Raw genomic sequence first — 16,663 nt, 5'->3', positions numbered from 1 at the left:
TTGGGATATCGCCAAGCGGTAAGGCACTGGGTTTTGATCTCAGCATTCCAAGGTTCGAATCCTTGTATCCCAGCCATCTTTGGCAATGTAGCTCAGCTGGTTAGAGCACAGCACTCATAATGCTGGGGTCGCAGGTTCAAGTCCCGCCATTGCTACCATATTTACTGTGTAGAGTGAGTTGTACTTACGTTAGCTGGTAAAGCAAAGTTTACTCTGAAATAAAAAGAGTATACTCTAAGTTAAAATTTGATGCGGGAATGGTGGAATTGGTAGACACGCCAGATTTAGGTTCTGGTGCCGCGAGGTGTGAGAGTTCAAGTCTCTCTTTCCGTACCATCAAATTTTAGTCACAATTGTTCTTCATATCTGTTTAAAAAATACTATTGGGATATCGCCAAGCGGTAAGGCACTGGGTTTTGATCTCAGCATTCCAAGGTTCGAATCCTTGTATCCCAGCCAAATTCCAAAAAGCCCGTCTTATAGACGGGCTTTTTGCTATTCTTTTTCAGCAAAATATTTTCAGCAAAATGTTTTGAGCATATTGAAGCCTGTTGATGTTAATACTGCTCAAAGAAAATCACCCCTTAGCCTTATCCCATCTGCTATCAAGTTACTCTGAATAAGCAGATAATTAATACAATCGGTATTGTTTACCAATAGTATTTTCCTATCAACGCGATTGATTCTATCGGTTATCTATTTTACTTACTGTTGTTTAGACTTGTCTTATGCAGTGAATATTTTTAGAAAGGCTTATCATGAACGTCCTAACACCAACACCATTAACGAACCCTTATGAAGCATCACAACCCAAGATGGCACTGATTGCTGAAGGTGGTGGTCAGCGAGGGATATTCACTGCTGGTGTTTTAGATGCGTGGTTAGATAATGATTTTGATCCCTTTGATTTATTCATAGGCACATCTGCTGGTTCACAAAATCTCACGAGTTATTTATCTCGCCAAAAAGGCTATGCCAAGCGATTAATCCGTGGGTTATCACGACATAAGCGATTTTACCAACTGGGCCGAGGGTTAGTTGGCGGAAATGTTGTCGATTTGGACTGGTACTTTGATAAAACGACTCAAGGTAGTTTTGCCTTAGACTTTACCGCAGCAGCAAAATCTTTGGGACAACGCGAGTTACTGATCACCGCAACTAATTCACGCGACCGACAAGGTTATTTCTTACGCCCAAATGGTGATAATGACCACTGGCGCGAATTGCTTAAAGCCTCAAGTGCATTACCCTTTCTATATAAACAGGGGGTTAAACTTGCGCCCTGGTTAACCGCCAGTGCAGCTAATCAAGTTCATACCGACGATGATTACCCTCAAGCGGACTTTTATCTTGATGGTGGACTGGCTGCGCCGTTACCGGTTCGTGAAGCATATCGCCGTGGTGCGAGAAAAATAGTGGTAATTCGTACTGTTAATGCAGATTTTCATGCACAGTCTGCTTGGGTGCATAAATTAAAATCATGGATTTGTGTGTCAGGTTATTGTCCCAAAACCATAGATTACTTGGTTCAGCATGAACATGCTTACGAACAAGAGCTCGCGTTTATCGCCAATCCACCAGATGATGTCGAGATCATTCAAATTTTTGCTGATGATGATCTGCAAAGCAAATTGTTGGGTAGCACAGATATGGGCTTACGCCATGATTATCAAACCGGTATCACTGCGGGCAATACTTTTTTACACACTCAAAAGGCATTCTATTCTGCACATTCTCAGCATCCGCTAGAGTCGAATGCAGTCATGCAAAGCATGACTGCATAGATGAGTCTGGTTTTTGGGTTTGGAAGCGGACGATGAGATGATGCTATTGATTCAATCAATAAATGCACTTATGAGTTGAATGCTTGAAGGTTGTAGAATGATTTGACGGATAATGTTAGACATCTGCCATTCAATAATGACGAACATCTGGTAATGGTGGTTCGGCTTATTTCTCAAGTAACTTATATAAAGTATTTTTGCGAGGTTTAACCAAACAAAAACGCACTCGTAAGAGTGCGTTTAGTTGTTTCACTCACTAAAGATGATTAGTGGCGGAACATCGCAGAGATTGACTCTTCGTTGCTAACGCGACGAATCGCTTCAGCTAATACTGCAGACATCGTTAGCTGGGTCACTTTAGCCACTTTCAGCATTTCAGGGCTTAATGGCACCGTGTCTGTCACGATAACTTCATCGATAACAGAATTAGCAATATTTTCAGCAGCATTGCCTGAGAATACCGGATGAGTAGCATAAGCGAACACGCGGTTAGCGCCATGTTCTTTTAATGCTTCAGCAGCTTTACATAAGGTGCCACCCGTGTCGATCATGTCATCAACGATGATGCAATCACGGCCTTGAACATCACCAATAATATGCATTACTTGGGCAACGTTAGCTTGTGGACGACGCTTATCGATAATCGCAAGGTCAGAATCATCTAATAGCTTGGCAACTGCACGAGCACGAACTACACCGCCAATATCAGGAGACACAACAACAGGATTTTCTAATTTCTTTGCCAACATGTCTTCAAGTAACACAGGGCTACCGAACACGTTATCAACAGGGACATCAAAGAAACCTTGAATTTGCTCAGCATGTAAGTCACAAGTCAATACGCGGTCAACACCCACGCTTGACAAGAAATCTGCAACAACTTTTGCGGTAATGGGTACACGTGCACTGCGTACACGGCGGTCTTGACGAGCATAACCAAAGTACGGAATAACGGCAGTAATACGACCCGCTGATGCACGACGTAGCGCGTCAACCATTACAATAAGCTCCATGAGATTATCGTTAGTTGGTGCGCAAGTAGATTGGATGATGAACACATCCGCACCACGTACATTCTCGTTTATTTGAACACTGATTTCACCGTCGCTGAAACGGCCTACAACTGCGTCGCCAAGTTTGCAAAATAAACGGTCGGCTATCTTGGCGGCTAGATTTGGGGTAGCGTTACCAGCAAAGAGCTTGATGTCGGGCACTTTATGAACCTCAGGTGTTTGCTTTACGATTAAAGGCTAGATCAATTTTACGTGTTGTCACTCAAAACTGACCCAGAAGAAATAATGTTGTTAGAGCTGCTCAAGTCGTATTTGTAATGGCGACTTGTTCATCCCTTTTGCGACAAAACCTCGCATATCAGCCGGTAATTTGGCTAAAGCGTCAAGGGCTTGTTGCGAATGTGTAAATTCCCCGAACACGCATGCACCTGTTCCGGTCATTCTCGACGGCGCATATTCTACCAGCCAGCTTAAGGCATTGGCAACTTGAGGGTGCTTAGTTGTGACCAGTTTCTGACAATCATTACTCCATTGTTGAGTCATTAAACTACTCATATCCAATTTTGGTGTGTTACGTGGCAAATCAGGATGTTGAAAAACATCTTGGGTTGACACATGTACATCAGGGACAATAACTAAATACCATGACTCGGGTGGTTGTACTGTGATTAACTTCTCACCTACACCTTCGGCAAACGCAGATAAACCATTAATAAAAACAGGGACATCCGCACCAAGCGTTAAGCCAATTTCAGCCAGTTTACTGGGTGAAACATTGGTTTTCCATAAGGCATTTAGCGCCACTAATGTGGTTGCCGCATCAGATGAACCGCCGCCTAAACCACCACCCATAGGCAACAATTTTTCTAACCAAATATGCGCACCGCCTTGATATTGGGCGTAACGCTTAAGTGATTTTGCGGCCTTAAGAATTAAGTTATCGCTGTTAGCGACAGAATCGGACATCGTAGAATGGAGAATTAAATCTGGTGTGTCTGTGATATGAAAATCAAGGTAGTCACAATGGTCAATAAATTGAAATAGTGTTTGTAATTCGTGATAGCCATCGGCTCGTTGACCAGTTACATGTAAAAATAAATTCAGTTTTGCAGGAGCAGGCCAACTTTTGGATACCGCTGATTTGCGTGATTTCGTCGATGTCATGTTTTGTTCACTACCTTGTTGATTAGCCAGCACTGAATATTTAACGTTATTTAGTTTTGGCTGCTACCGCTGTCCATTGATTAGTTTGAATTTTTATTTGTACATTTTCACGCTCAACCTTCAACAACCTAGGCACAAGCGCGCCGCTTTGTTGTTGCCAACCGAGAAAACTGACTACCCAATTGGCTTCAGAGTCGTGACTGATTAATTGTTTAATTGTGCCGTCAGGATTATAGCTGACAATGTTATCATTGCTGCCAATTTGGCCGGTAATCCATAAAGGAAGGCTATCAAGCGGGATTGACCATCCGCTAATACCTGTCAGTAAATCTTGTGCATTACTGTCACGATAGGTTTTGCCGTCAACTTCAAGTGTCGCCATACCTTGATTTGTCTTAAGGGTTAATACTGTAGTACCTAATACCGTTGTTAGGCGTAAATCATTTGCTTTAGGTTGATGTAGCCAATACAAATTGGTGCTGAATTTGTCTTGCGATGTCTTGACGGCAATTTTGCCTTGAAGTTCCCATGCTTTGGCTCGAGCTGCGTTGGTCACATCGATAGGGGTGAAATCATCAGATGGAGTGACACTACAACCGGCTAAGACAAGCAACACGGTAATGAGAGCTGTATGAAATAAAGATGCAGATAAACGCAATGGATTGCCTAGCGGTTGCTTAAGATGATCTTATGATACTGGGCTTAAGCCATTATGTAAAAATGCTTTTGCCAAAATTAATGTGATATTAATGTAATGGTTTGCACAATAGATATGTGATCAATAAATAAAAATTTAGACATTTATTCGGTTTTGTTAAGCCAATTGTGTTTTTAGTTGGTCCAATTCAGTAGAATAGCCTAATTAACGTCACCGAAAAGAACTTGATACCGTCTAATGAGCCTAGTAATAATCGGGATAAACCATAAAACCGCCACGGTAGATTTGCGTGAAAAAGTCGCTTTCTCTCCAGACCGCATTCATGATGCCATGAAAAGCTTGGCCAGTCGCACCCGCACGGGTGAGGCTGTTATTGTGTCTACCTGTAACCGAACTGAGCTATATTGCAATAATGCTGAAAAGGAAGACATTATTGAATGGTTAGAAGATTATCATGGTTTAGAACATAGCGATTTAATGCCGTGTATCTACGCCTATGAAGAACAAGTTGCTGTCAAACATTTAATGCGGGTAGCGTCAGGTTTAGATTCTCTGGTGCTAGGCGAACCGCAAATTTTGGGACAGGTCAAACAAGCGTTTGTGAAAGCCAAAGAAGCAGGCACTATTGCATTAACCATCGATCGTTTATTTCAAAATACTTTCTCTGTGGCTAAAAAAGTGCGTACTGACACTGAAATCGGTGCCGCCGCGGTTTCTGTTGCCTTTGCCGCTGTCAGCATGGCCAAACATATTTTCTCATCGTTGAGCACCACTAAGGTGTTACTCATTGGTGCTGGAGAAACCATTGAATTAGTCGCTAAGCACCTTAAAGATAATGGTGTTGCTTCTATGGTGGTGGCAAATCGCACGATTGAACGTGCTCAAGCCATGTGTGAAGAGTTTAATGCGACCGCAATTACCTTAGAACAAATACCAGACTTTCTCGCTAAAGCCGATATCGTGATATCCTCTACCGCCAGCCCTTTGCCTATTTTAGGTAAAGGTATGGTCGAAAAAGCGCTAAAACAGCGTCGTCACCAACCTATGTTGTTGGTGGATATTGCAGTTCCAAGAGATATTGAAGCAGAAGTCGGTGAGTTAGACGACGCATTCCTTTATACTGTAGACGATCTGCATAGCATAATTGAACAGAACATGGCTTCACGTAAAGAAGCCGCCGAGCAAGCAGAATTAATTACTGAAGATCAATCACACTTATTTATGGAGTGGATTAGGTCTTTAGAGTCAGTCGACAGTATTCGCGAATATCGCAGCCAGAGCTTGGCTATTAAAGATGAATTAGTTGAACGTGCCTTGAATAAATTATCTCAAGGCAGTGATAGTGAACAAGTGATACTTGAGTTAGCTAACAGGCTGACCAATCGTTTGATACATTCACCTACACAAGCGCTCACTTCAGCAAGCCGCCAAGGTGATTTGAATACGTTAGGCCAATTAAGAACTGCGCTTGGTTTAGATAAAAACTAAGGTTAGCGAGCTAAATGAAAGAATCCGTTATCCGCAAGCTTGAAGGCTTGCTCGAACGTAATGAAGAAGTATTAGCGTTACTTAGTGATGCTACCGTGATTTCGGATCAAGACCGTTTTCGTGGATTATCAAAAGAATATTCTCAACTTGAAGATGTTGTGAGTAGCTTTAAGGCATTTCAACAAGCTCAAAAAGATTTCGACTACGCCAAAGAGATGCTTGAAGAAGACGATCTTGAAATGCGCGAAATGGCGCAAGATGAGTATAAGCAGTCAAAGCAAGTGCTAGAAAAGCTTGAAGATGAATTACAAGTTTTACTATTGCCAACAGACCCTAACGATGACACCAACGCGTTTCTTGAAATTCGCGCCGGTGCTGGTGGTGATGAAGCGGCTATTTTTGCTGGCGACTTATACCGTATGTATTCACGTTACTGTGAAGCCAACCGTTGGCAAATGGAAGTGATGAATGTCAACGAAGGCGAGCATGGCGGCTTTAAAGAAATCATTGTTAAAATCAGTGGTGACGGTGCTTACGGCAAATTAAAGTTTGAGTCAGGCGGACATCGCGTTCAACGTGTGCCTGAAACCGAATCTCAAGGCCGTGTGCATACTTCTGCTTGTACTGTTGTGGTATTGCATGAAGTACCAGAGGCTGAAGCGATTTCGATTAATGCAGCAGACTTAAAAGTGGATACATTCCGCGCTTCTGGTGCGGGTGGTCAGCACGTTAACAAAACCGATTCTGCTATTCGTATTACCCATATTCCATCTGGCATTATTGTTGAGTGTCAGGATCAGCGCTCACAACATAAAAACCGTGCGCAAGCGATGAGTGTATTGGCCGCGCGTATTCAAGCGGTTGAAGATGAAAAAAGACGTAGCGCTGAAGAAACAACCCGCCGTAGTTTAGTGGCCAGTGGTGATCGTTCTGAACGTATTAGAACGTACAATTACCCACAAGGTCGCGTAAGTGATCATCGTATCAACTTAACGCTATATCGCTTGAATGAAGTCATGGAAGGCGATTTAAATGTCTTGCTTGATCCTATCATGCTAGAACATCAAGCAGACATGCTTGCAGCGTTAGCTGACGATTAAGGAGTGCTCTTGACTCAGTCTTCGTATTCAACAATTGCTGAAGCCCTACAATGGGCTTATTCACAATTAGCTGCAACCTCTGAATCTGCACATGTAGATGCAGAGGCATTGCTATTGCATTGTATGAATAAAAATCGCAGTTTTTTATACACTTGGCCTGAGCGTCAGCTGACCAGTGAGCAATTTAAAGCTTATAGTCAGATGATTACTAAGCGTCAAAGTGGCACTCCGGTTGCGCATATTATTGGTGAGCGAGAGTTTTGGTCATTACCCTTCATTGTTAACGACTCCACCCTTATTCCACGACCTGATACTGAAATTTTAGTAGAGACGGCACTGAACTTATCTGTGCGTCACAATGCCAAAGTATTGGATTTAGGTACCGGAACGGGGGCCATTGCATTGGCTCTAGCGTCTGAGCGGCCAAAATGGCGAATTACTGCCATTGATAATGTGCCTGAGGCTGTCGAGCTTGCTAAAGCTAATCGCGGTAATCTTAATTTAACCGAAGTCGAAATTATCCAGTCGGACTGGTTTTCAGCGGTAGAGCAGCGCGATTTTGATTTAATTGTGTCTAATCCTCCTTACATTGATGAGGCCGATGAGCATCTTCATTTAGGCGATGTTCGCTTTGAACCGCAAAGTGCACTCACCGCAGGCAATGAAGGTTATGCTGATTTGTATTACATTGCAGAGCAAGCACGGGCTCATTTACTTCCCGGTGGTTACTTATTGCTTGAGCATGGCTATGAGCAGGCAATCAAAGTTCGTGAAAAACTGATTGAGCTGGGTTATCAAAATGTCGCCACAGTGCGAGACTTTGGCAGCAATGATCGATGTACGCTAGGACAATGGGCTGATTGATAATCCTGTCTTACTCGGCGTTTCCCTTCTAAGTAAATAACACTCATCGTGATATTGGTATGTGGCTGGTTGATAGAGTAGACTAGCCACCTTTTATTTTGACCTTTTTAATGAGACTTAATTAATGGAAACATTTTACAGTTTATATCCAGCGGTAAAGCATACTCACATGATGCTAGTTGCCATGAGTGTGATCTTTTTTATCGTGCGTTTTGTTTTGCATTTACGTCAGTCTCCTATTATGGAAAAAAAGTTTGTTAAAGTGGCGCCACATGTTATTGATACCTTTTTATTACTATCAGGCTTCACTCTTTGCTTTATGATCAAACAATATCCTTTTGTTGATCCATGGATGACAGAAAAAATCATCTGTGTTGCGGCATACATTGCTTTAGGCATCATGGCACTTAAATCTAACCGTAATAAACTGTTTAAGTTTTTTGCTTTTATCGGTGCAATAGGTTGGGTAGTGTTAGCGGCCAAACTGGCTCATTTTAAACAAGTCGTATTCATGGGTTAATTGGTTTTTAATGGCAAAATATCATCTTGATGATGCAGTTTCGATACCTGAAACTGCATTTGAACTCTCTGAACATCTTGGCTTTTCAACCTCTAAACCTGCTATGTGGGCATGGTATGAAATGGCTGGTTCGGTATTGAGTCACTATGTTGTTGACCAACAAGCACGGCTTGAAGGTCTGTTTAAGTGGTTTTACAATGATTTAGGCTTTTGTGCTCGCGATGACTATTTTAGTGTTGAGGCGGCAGATTTAAGCTATTGCGTGTTAAAGCGTCAAGGTAACAGCACCACGTTATCAATATTACTCATTTTATTGGCTAAGCAACTCGACTTAACACTCGAGGCGGTTTTATTACCCGGTAATACGGTATTAAAAAGCCAAGTGAATGATGTTATTAGATATCATGATCCGCTTACAGGTGAAGAGCTTAGCCGTCATCAGTTGCATGCATTTGTACGCGGTGAATTGGGTAATGCGGCTAAATTAAAGCCGAGTCATCTAAAAACAGCTACGCTAAAACGATTAATTAGCCGCATGTTACATGAGCTAAAAGCGGGTTGTATTGTCAGTCATAAATTTGAACAGGCAATGGAATGCTGTAATTTATTATTACAATGGCATCCAGATGATGTACATCTTAATCGCGAGCGAGCGTTTATTGCGCAGCAATTAGGTTGCATTAAAGTGGCCATGTCTGATTTACAACACTTCATTGATTTGAGTCCTCATGATCCGGTGATTGAGCTGGTTAAGATTCAATTAAAGGAACTCAGTCAACATATGCAGGTTTATCATTAATGATGTGATATTACCTGCCGAACAGGCTGCTTTGGGTTAACTCAAAGTGGCTTTAGTTCGCAAGTCGGGCGCCAGCAAGCTCAGTTTTAAAAGCTCTGCTGCGAAATCATGCGATTTTAATCACCATTGATTTTCGCAATAACAATCACAATAACAACAAAAAATATAATGTATTTGTAAGGGAGAACACTGCATGACAACGTCAGCAATGGTGAGCAATGATGCCACCGCACTGGGTATACTCGCCGTTATTTTAGGTTTTGTTTTTTACACTAGTTCATCTACCCATCCGTTTTGGCAAAAATTCTATAAATACATCCCAGCATTACTACTGTGCTATTTCTTACCTTCATTATTAAACACTTTTGGCGTGATCGATGGTCATGCGTCACAACTGTATTTTGTTGCTTCGCGGTATTTATTGCCTGCGTGTTTAGTGTTATTGATTTTAAGTGTCGATTTAAAAGCCATCCTGAGTTTAGGCCCTAAAGCGGTGATAATGTTTTTAACCGGCACGCTGGGTATTGTTATTGGCGGACCGATTGCGCTATTAAGCGTATCAATGATAGATCCATCACTACTAGGTGGTAATGGTCCAGATGCCGTATGGCGCGGCATGACAACCTTAGCGGGAAGTTGGATTGGTGGTGGTGCAAACCAAGCCGCGATGAAAGAGATTTATTCGGTCGGTGGTGAGATATTCTCGGTAATGGTTACGGTAGATGTCATCGTGGCCAATATCTGGATGGCAGTACTGCTGTTTATGGCATCAAAAGCTAAAGAGATTGATGCCAGAACGGGTGCAGACACCACGGCAATTGAAGCACTAAAAGAGAAAGTAGAAAAGTACCACGCCGAGAATTCACGTATTCCATCACTTCGCGACATCATGTTAATTGTGGCTGTTGGGTTTGGGGTGACAGGTTTTGCCCATTTTGCGGCAGATTTCTTGGGGCCATTCTTTGAAGCCAACTATCCGTGGACCGAAGATTACAGTTTAACCTCTAAATTCTTCTGGTTAGTGGTAATTGTGACTACTATTGGCTTAGGACTTTCATTTAGCCCTGTGCGTCATCTTGAAGCCTCTGGCGCATCTAAAATCGCCTCGGCATTTTTATACATTCTCGTTGCAACCATAGGTTTGCATATGGATGTGTCTAAAGTCATGGATACGCCTATTTATTTCTTAATCGGTATCGTGTGGATGTTAGTGCATGCAGGATTAATGTTATTGGTTGCTAAACTCATTAAAGCGCCATTGTTTTATATGGCAGTGGGCAGCCAGGCAAACGTGGGCGGAGCTGCATCGGCGCCAGTGGTGGCTGCTGCGTTCCATCCAGCATTAGCACCTGTAGGGGTGTTGTTGGCAGTATTCGGTTATGCATTAGGTACTTACATGGCATGGCTATGTGGTCAGTTATTACAAATTGTTGCAGCGTAATGCGCTAAGAGGATCAAATGGATCAAAAAATTATTCAGTTATCTAATAACGTTCAAGTCGCTAACGATAAGCCGTTCGTGTTATTTGGTGGTATGAATGTGCTTGAGTCGCGCGATTTAGCAATGTCGATTGCCGAGCATTATGTGGAAGTGACCCAAAAGCTTGGCATTCCATATGTGTTTAAAGCGTCTTTTGATAAAGCCAATCGTTCATCGGTTAACTCATACCGTGGCCCTGGTATGGAAGAAGGTTTACGTATTTTTGAAGAAATAAAATCAACCTTTAACGTACCGATGATAACCGATGTGCATGAAATTCATCAGTGTGCGCCAGTTGCAGAAGTTGTCGATATTATTCAGTTGCCTGCATTTTTAGCACGCCAAACTGATCTTGTAGTGGCAATGGCGAAAACCGGTGCAGTGATCAATGTGAAAAAACCGCAGTTTCTAGCGCCACACGAAATGCGTCACATCATTACCAAGTTTAACGAAGCCGGTAATGACAATATTATTTTATGTGAACGTGGCAGTAGTTTTGGTTACAACAACCTCGTTGTAGACATGCTAGGCATGGACGAAATGAAACAAACCGGTTATCCGGTAATATTTGATGCCACTCATGCACTACAACGTCCTGGTGGACGAGCCGATTCTGCTGGTGGACGTCGTGCACAAGCAACCGAGCTTGCTCGTAGTGGTATGGCATTAGGTTTAGCGGGTCTATTTATCGAAGCCCATCCCGATCCTGATAATGCAAAATGCGATGGCCCATGTGCGCTACCACTGCATCTATTAGAGAAATACCTAACCCAGATGAAAGCGGTTGATGAATTGGTTAAATCTTTTGAGTTTATTGATACCAGCAAGTAAGCCATCAATGACATTGAAAGACTGAAACAGCGGTAAGTTGATTTTTAATCAATTAGGCATTTAATCAGTGTCTTTTAATGGTCGTAAACAGTAATCTAATTTCCCTTGTATAAGCCCTGACTTTTTACCGAGTTTCAGGGCTTTTTTATGTAATGAGCAATAGTTAATTATGTGGATCATGTTTACCTTCCTCGCTGCGTTTATGCAGGCGTGGCGCAATGCATTTCAAAGCAAACTCAGTAAAGAAGTCAGTGTTGCAGGTGTTACCTTGGCTCGATTCATTTGGGCCGGCCCTATTGCTGCGTGTTATCTGTATGGTTTACATCAATATCAACCAAGTGCATTACCTGAGTTTACAGGGACATTTTGGGGCTTTGTCATTGGTGCATCATCGATGCAAATTCTAGCAACAGGCTTGATGGTTAAACTGTTTAAAATGCAAAACTTTGCCATTGGTGCCGGGCTGGCTAAAAGTGAAGCATTAGTCGCTGCAATACTTGGGGTGCTATTTTTCGGCACTCAATTATCTCTATTAGGCTGGATAGGCGTTGTTATTGGCGGCTTAGCAATAATGTTGTTAAGCAGCAAACAAGGTTTTAAACAGCTCTCAGTTAAAACAGTCTTGTTAGGGCTTGCGTGTGGCAGTGCTTTTGCGTTGACTTCCCTATGGGTGCGCGAAGCAAGTTTAACCCTACAAGGGCCGTTTACGCATCGTGCTGCATGGGTATTACTGTGGGTTATTGGCTTACAAACCATCGTGCTAATAGGCTATTTGCTGGCAAAAGATAAATCGACTTTAGCGGCGTTGTGGCAACGACCCACATTAACTTTATCAATTAGTATCACCAGTTGTATCGGTTCAATTGGTTGGTTCAGTGCAATGTCTTTGCAGGCTGTGCCTTATGTTAAAACACTCGGCCAGATTGAGGTGTTTTTTACCTTGATGATCGCTGTTTTTTGGCTTAAAGATAAAGTTAAAATTAACGATGTAGCGGGTTTGATTTTAATCGCGATAGCAGCTGTTTTGGTCATGCGGAGCTAAATCCAGTAGCGAATAGTTATCAGTCTAAATATTTTGATTTGGGCTGACTTACCCGATGATTTAAATTGAGTTGAGGCGAGTGATAGCATCGCATTCAAGATTTACTCAATTGCAAAACCTTGTCGACGAGATATTGATTATTGGGCACATTAAGATGAAGCGCCTTGGCTTGCTGGCAAATGTAGCCATTTATCTCGTTAATTTCAGTCGGTCTGCTGTGGGCGACATCTTGATACATAGATGAGAAGTTTGCCGAGGTTAACTCAATCACCTGATAAACCCGCACTTTGACAGCCGCCTTATCTAATATGATGCCATCATATTTAGCCACTTCTACTAGCTCATCGATAATGGCACTGATCTGTGATTGATATTCTGTTGCTGCCAATTGACCATTAGCACATTGATTTAACACAGTTAACGGGTTTATTACTGCATTAATGGCCAGCTTTTGCCACAAGACTGGTAATACAGGTTGATGCCACTCAATCGGTTGGTTGTCACTATGTAGACGAGTTAAGCATGTCTTTAATGCTGCCGACATAACAGAGCCACAATAATGACCTAGCTGAGTCACACCCAAACCACTGTACTTCACCTGCCACTGGCTTAACTTCAACGCCGCTTGTGAAGTGGTGCCTAAGGTTAAGCCCATATCCTTATAACGCATAAGGGCTGCAGCAACAGGTAAGTGCGGCCCTAAACCATTATGCAGTAATACAATATGGCATTGAGGCGACAGTTTCGGTAATAAAGGTAAAAGCGCTTGCTCGACTTGATAGGCTTTAACACACACAAACAGTAATTCAACTCGCGCTAAGCGGTTATCATCTGTTCCCAATATAGTCGCTAAGGCTTCATGGGTGTGTTGGGTGTGGTCAATAAAACGCAATTGTTGATGGCGAGTCTGCTTATCTCTGCCAATCAACATCACCTCGTTTACTTGAGTTTCTTGGGTATTAACACTCAATTTATGATACATCAATTGCCCAATCGCACCTGCACCTAAAACGGCAATAAGAGCATTATTGTCGTGTGTGGATGACGCTGGCAACGCTGATGTTCTTACCATGAGGTATTAACGATTCGCTTTTAATTTACGGTACTTATTGATAGAAAAGTGCAATAAGTAAAATAATGCAATCCCGACAAAATCGGCAATTACATCGGCAGCTGATGCACTGCGATAAGGTAAGCGAGATTGAATCAATTCAATTAACACTGCATAGGCAGCCAAAGAGGTACACAAAAAATACCAACGCGGTTTAAAAGCGTAATGTGCTAGATATGAAAGGGCTAAAAAACTGCCTAAATGGCCCACTTTATCCATATGGGCGAACGTTTGCGGGTAACTTGGTTTTGAAAAAACAAGATAGCTAGTCACTATCACAGCAACAACTAACGCAAGTTTAAAAATGTTTTTATAAGTGATCACGAGCGTAACATCAGCCTTGTGAAATGAGAATATCGCTAATAATAAGAAACCTGTTTAAAATTGTCACTAATTAACCTCTATAGAAAGTAACAATTGTTCAAAATGGGCCGTTTTTACTATCGATAATGACAAACCCATAGTCGTAAAACTCAATAGAATGGGCGTTTTAACTACATTATCATTTAAAATAGCTGGTTAATGATATTTTGTTAATCAATGGGATATTAGCGCACGATAATCGGTTTAATAGAGCCTAAGTGTACTCCACTATCCTGTTAATGACTCCTAGTGTAAAATAGCCGTATATAAATGTGATGAATCAAAGAGGAAAGCAACATGCCATCTATGGATATTGTGTCGGAAGTTGATGAAGAAGAATTACGTAACGCGGTAGAAAACTCTCGCCGTGAAGTGGCTAGCCGATTTGATTTACGTGGTAAAGAAATTGAAATTGAATACAAAGACAACGTTGTCACGCTAAAAGCGGAAGATGATTTTATTTGTAAGCAGCTCGTTGATATTTTGCGTATTCAGTTGAGTAAACGCAACGTCGATCCGTCGTCAATGGAAGTCGATGATAAAGCGGTTCACAGTGGCAAAACCTTCAGTTTAAAAGTTAATTTTAAGCAAGGTATCGATTCACTGATTGCTAAAAAGCTAGTTAAAGCCATCAAAGACAGCAAGCTTAAAGTGCAAGCCGCTATTCAAGGCGACTCAGTACGCATCACTGGCAAAAAGCGCGATGACCTACAAGCGGTCATGCGTCTAGCCAAAGAATCAGAACTCGGACAACCATTCCAGTTCGACAACTTCAGAGACTAATCCTGAAGTGATAAATTCTGCACAGGCAAGTGCGCAGAGATAAAAAAGCCGATAAGGGAAACCCTATCGGCTTTTTTATATTTCATTGATTATTGGAATTAACATAACAGCTAAAAGATAAAAAGTTAGATCTCGGCTCATAAGCATTACCGGGATGACGTAAAAAGAGTAATACAGTTGCTATAGTGGTGGTTTACCAACATCAGTCGACACATCGATAGATCCCTCTGTTGATGCCGCATTGGAAATAATCACTTGGTTTTGCGATCGATTCACCAACACCACTAATAGCAACACCGGAAAGCCAATCAAACTCGCTGCAATAAAGAAATTGATGTAACCAAAAGCATCAACATACAAGCCCGAAAATCCTGCGATAAATTTAGGAAATAGTAACATTATCGAAGACAATAACGCATATTGTGTCGCGCTATAACCACTGCTGGTTAAACTGGACAAATAAGCGATAAACGCCGCGGTCGCGATACCTGCACTAAAATTATCTACCGATATGGCCAAGGTTAAAAATGGCACGTTGTAGCCAATATACGCTTGCCAAGCAAACAACAGGTTAGTGACCGCGACTAACAAGGCACCTAAGAATAGAATTTTCATGGTGCCATAACGCATAAGCAACACACCACCAAAAGCGGCGCCGACTAAGGTCATGATCAAACCATAGACTTTACTGATAAAAGCGATTTCTTCTTTGCTAAACCCGATATCAACATAAAACACATTTGCCATAATACCCATGACAATATCGGAAATGCGATAGCACGAGATTAACAACAAAATCAGAATCGCACTTTTGCCATAACGCTTAAAAAAGTCAATAAAAGGCAATACGCTTGCGCTGTATAACCAGGCTAATGCCCCAGCGACTTTAGCAGGGTATTTGGCAGCAAACTCGGCTCTTAATAGGCGTTCTTTATCGTCAGCCTGTTTGGTATCGACCTGCGGTTCTTTGGCACATAACGTGGTAATGATACCAATGCCCATTAACATCGCCATGGCAAAGTAAGCTGTTTGCCAAGCTTCTAAGTTGTAAGCATCATCGCCAGGAGACACCCAAGCTGCAATGGTTAATGCGCCTGCTGTGGCAATGATCATCGCACTGCGATAACCGACTTGGTACGCTGCAGCAAGCGCTGCTTGCATTTTTTCAGGGGCGGATTCAATCCGAAAAGCATCAATGACAATGTCTTGGGTGGCGGAGGCAAATGCCAAAAGTAGGGCGCATAAGGCCAAACGTTCAAGATTGACCACTGGATCGCTAACAGACATACCGAGTATGGCGCCGACTAAGCACAGTTGTGCGAACAGCATCCATCCGCGTCGTCGTCCTAAAAAACGGGTAAAAAAGGGCAATGACATACGATCGACTAATGGCGACCACGCCCATTTAAATGCATACGTTAGTGCTATCCAGCTAAAATAACCAATCGCCGCTCTGTCGATGCCAGCTTCACGTAACCAAAAACTTAAGGTCGAAAAGACTAACATTAATGGTAAGCCGGCAGAAAACCCCAGCAAGAGTAAAATAAATACTCGTTTGTGGTAGTAAACCGATAACGCTTCACGGGTACGAGACAAGAAAACCGACATAAGACAACTGGATAAAGGAGAATGGCTCTAGCTTATGTTGCAAGGGGTTTAGGTTC

General features: G+C 42.2%; 16 protein-coding genes and 4 tRNA genes. 14 read left to right on the top strand and 6 right to left on the bottom strand.

Annotated elements, in window-relative coordinates:
* Nucleotide 1: 1 nt before the first annotated feature.
* From AAEY97_RS14980 to AAEY97_RS14960, 5 genes are all read left to right on the top strand, one after another.
* A tRNA-Gln gene (locus AAEY97_RS14980) sits at nt 2-76 on the top strand.
* A gap of 5 nt (nt 77-81) precedes the next feature.
* Nucleotides 82-158: transfer RNA gene (locus AAEY97_RS14975), tRNA-Met, on the top strand.
* Between the two features lie 93 nt (nt 159-251).
* Nucleotides 252-336: transfer RNA gene (locus AAEY97_RS14970), tRNA-Leu, on the top strand.
* A 48-nt stretch (nt 337-384) separates the two neighbouring features.
* Nucleotides 385-459: transfer RNA gene (locus tag AAEY97_RS14965), tRNA-Gln, on the top strand.
* A gap of 299 nt (nt 460-758) precedes the next feature.
* Nucleotides 759-1,784: a patatin-like phospholipase family protein gene (locus AAEY97_RS14960; RefSeq protein WP_350979185.1), complete on the top strand. Its 1,026-nt coding sequence runs from the start codon at nt 759-761 to the stop codon at nt 1,782-1,784.
* Nucleotides 1,785-2,050: 266 nt separating this feature from the next.
* On the opposite strand, the gene AAEY97_RS14955 is transcribed toward AAEY97_RS14960, so the two are convergent.
* The 3 genes from AAEY97_RS14955 to lolB form a co-directional block, all read right to left on the bottom strand.
* The gene (locus tag AAEY97_RS14955; RefSeq protein WP_011636202.1) at nt 2,051-2,998 is read right to left on the bottom strand and encodes a ribose-phosphate pyrophosphokinase; all 948 of its coding nucleotides are present in this window, start codon (nt 2,996-2,998) and stop codon (nt 2,051-2,053) included.
* 90 nt (nt 2,999-3,088) lie between these two features.
* Entirely contained in the window at nt 3,089-3,961 is an 873-nt protein-coding gene (gene ispE, locus AAEY97_RS14950) for a 4-(cytidine 5'-diphospho)-2-C-methyl-D-erythritol kinase (RefSeq protein WP_101088714.1), read from the bottom strand.
* Between the two features lie 46 nt (nt 3,962-4,007).
* The gene (gene lolB / locus AAEY97_RS14945) at nt 4,008-4,619 is read right to left on the bottom strand and encodes a lipoprotein insertase outer membrane protein LolB (RefSeq protein WP_350999704.1); all 612 of its coding nucleotides are present in this window, start codon (nt 4,617-4,619) and stop codon (nt 4,008-4,010) included.
* A gap of 237 nt (nt 4,620-4,856) precedes the next feature.
* On the opposite strand from lolB, the gene hemA reads away from it, so the two are divergent.
* The 8 genes from hemA (at nt 4,857) to AAEY97_RS14905 (ending at nt 12,742) form a co-directional block, all read left to right on the top strand.
* Nucleotides 4,857-6,107: a glutamyl-tRNA reductase gene (hemA, locus tag AAEY97_RS14940; protein ID WP_101088716.1), complete on the top strand. Its 1,251-nt coding sequence runs from the start codon at nt 4,857-4,859 to the stop codon at nt 6,105-6,107.
* 14 nt (nt 6,108-6,121) lie between these two features.
* Nucleotides 6,122-7,207, top strand: a complete 1,086-nt coding sequence (prfA, locus tag AAEY97_RS14935; RefSeq protein ID WP_011636206.1) for a peptide chain release factor 1 — start codon at nt 6,122-6,124, stop codon at nt 7,205-7,207.
* A gap of 9 nt (nt 7,208-7,216) precedes the next feature.
* Nucleotides 7,217-8,071 (top strand): peptide chain release factor N(5)-glutamine methyltransferase, encoded by an 855-nt coding sequence (prmC, locus tag AAEY97_RS14930; protein WP_059744790.1) that lies wholly within the window; start codon nt 7,217-7,219, stop codon nt 8,069-8,071.
* 124 nt (nt 8,072-8,195) lie between these two features.
* Nucleotides 8,196-8,591, top strand: coding sequence for a SirB2 family protein (locus AAEY97_RS14925; RefSeq protein WP_011636208.1), 396 nt, complete (start codon nt 8,196-8,198; stop codon nt 8,589-8,591).
* Nucleotides 8,592-8,601: 10 nt separating this feature from the next.
* Entirely contained in the window at nt 8,602-9,390 is a 789-nt protein-coding gene (locus AAEY97_RS14920; RefSeq protein ID WP_101088718.1) for a transglutaminase family protein, read from the top strand.
* 193 nt (nt 9,391-9,583) lie between these two features.
* A complete protein-coding gene (locus AAEY97_RS14915) occupies nt 9,584-10,831 on the top strand; it encodes a DUF819 family protein (protein WP_101088719.1) in 1,248 nt (415 codons plus the stop codon).
* Nucleotides 10,832-10,848: 17 nt separating this feature from the next.
* Entirely contained in the window at nt 10,849-11,700 is an 852-nt protein-coding gene (gene kdsA, locus AAEY97_RS14910; RefSeq protein ID WP_011636211.1) for a 3-deoxy-8-phosphooctulonate synthase, read from the top strand.
* A 169-nt stretch (nt 11,701-11,869) separates the two neighbouring features.
* Entirely contained in the window at nt 11,870-12,742 is an 873-nt protein-coding gene (locus AAEY97_RS14905) for a DMT family transporter (protein ID WP_350999701.1), read from the top strand.
* A gap of 94 nt (nt 12,743-12,836) precedes the next feature.
* Here the strand turns inward: AAEY97_RS14905 and AAEY97_RS14900 are convergent, their stop codons facing one another.
* Entirely contained in the window at nt 12,837-13,814 is a 978-nt protein-coding gene (locus tag AAEY97_RS14900) for a ketopantoate reductase family protein (RefSeq protein ID WP_350999699.1), read from the bottom strand.
* Nucleotides 13,815-13,820: 6 nt separating this feature from the next.
* Nucleotides 13,821-14,177, bottom strand: a complete 357-nt coding sequence (locus tag AAEY97_RS14895; RefSeq protein WP_101088722.1) for a VanZ family protein — start codon at nt 14,175-14,177, stop codon at nt 13,821-13,823.
* A 336-nt stretch (nt 14,178-14,513) separates the two neighbouring features.
* Between AAEY97_RS14895 and AAEY97_RS14890 the strand changes: the two genes are divergently transcribed.
* Entirely contained in the window at nt 14,514-14,999 is a 486-nt protein-coding gene (locus tag AAEY97_RS14890; protein ID WP_101088723.1) for a YajQ family cyclic di-GMP-binding protein, read from the top strand.
* 180 nt (nt 15,000-15,179) lie between these two features.
* Here the strand turns inward: AAEY97_RS14890 and AAEY97_RS14885 are convergent, their stop codons facing one another.
* Entirely contained in the window at nt 15,180-16,607 is a 1,428-nt protein-coding gene (locus AAEY97_RS14885; RefSeq protein ID WP_182744291.1) for an AmpG family muropeptide MFS transporter, read from the bottom strand.
* Nucleotides 16,608-16,663 lie beyond the last annotated feature (56 nt).

It is taken from the genome of Shewanella sp. TB7-MNA-CIBAN-0143, assembly GCF_040310065.1.
In the GTDB taxonomy this organism is placed as follows: Bacteria; Pseudomonadota; Gammaproteobacteria; order Enterobacterales; family Shewanellaceae; genus Shewanella.
Note: the sequence above shows the minus strand (reverse complement) of the source record. Positions and strands in the feature narration are given on the sequence as shown.

What these genes read in the sequence shown, in the direction of transcription:
- AAEY97_RS14960 (WP_350979185.1), top strand. Translation starts at nt 759, where the DNA reads ATGAACGTCCTAACACCAACACCATTAACGAACCCTTATGAAGCATCA.
- ispE (WP_101088714.1), bottom strand. Translation starts at nt 3,961, where the DNA reads ATGACATCGACGAAATCACGCAAATCAGCGGTATCCAAAAGTTGGCCT.
- hemA (WP_101088716.1), top strand. Translation starts at nt 4,857, where the DNA reads ATGAGCCTAGTAATAATCGGGATAAACCATAAAACCGCCACGGTAGAT.
- prfA (WP_011636206.1), top strand. Translation starts at nt 6,122, where the DNA reads ATGAAAGAATCCGTTATCCGCAAGCTTGAAGGCTTGCTCGAACGTAAT.
- AAEY97_RS14925 (WP_011636208.1), top strand. Translation starts at nt 8,196, where the DNA reads ATGGAAACATTTTACAGTTTATATCCAGCGGTAAAGCATACTCACATG.
- AAEY97_RS14920 (WP_101088718.1), top strand. Translation starts at nt 8,602, where the DNA reads ATGGCAAAATATCATCTTGATGATGCAGTTTCGATACCTGAAACTGCA.
- AAEY97_RS14915 (WP_101088719.1), top strand. Translation starts at nt 9,584, where the DNA reads ATGACAACGTCAGCAATGGTGAGCAATGATGCCACCGCACTGGGTATA.
- kdsA (WP_011636211.1), top strand. Translation starts at nt 10,849, where the DNA reads ATGGATCAAAAAATTATTCAGTTATCTAATAACGTTCAAGTCGCTAAC.
- AAEY97_RS14905 (WP_350999701.1), top strand. Translation starts at nt 11,870, where the DNA reads ATGTGGATCATGTTTACCTTCCTCGCTGCGTTTATGCAGGCGTGGCGC.
- AAEY97_RS14900 (WP_350999699.1), bottom strand. Translation starts at nt 13,814, where the DNA reads ATGGTAAGAACATCAGCGTTGCCAGCGTCATCCACACACGACAATAAT.
- AAEY97_RS14890 (WP_101088723.1), top strand. Translation starts at nt 14,514, where the DNA reads ATGCCATCTATGGATATTGTGTCGGAAGTTGATGAAGAAGAATTACGT.
- AAEY97_RS14885 (WP_182744291.1), bottom strand. Translation starts at nt 16,607, where the DNA reads ATGTCGGTTTTCTTGTCTCGTACCCGTGAAGCGTTATCGGTTTACTAC.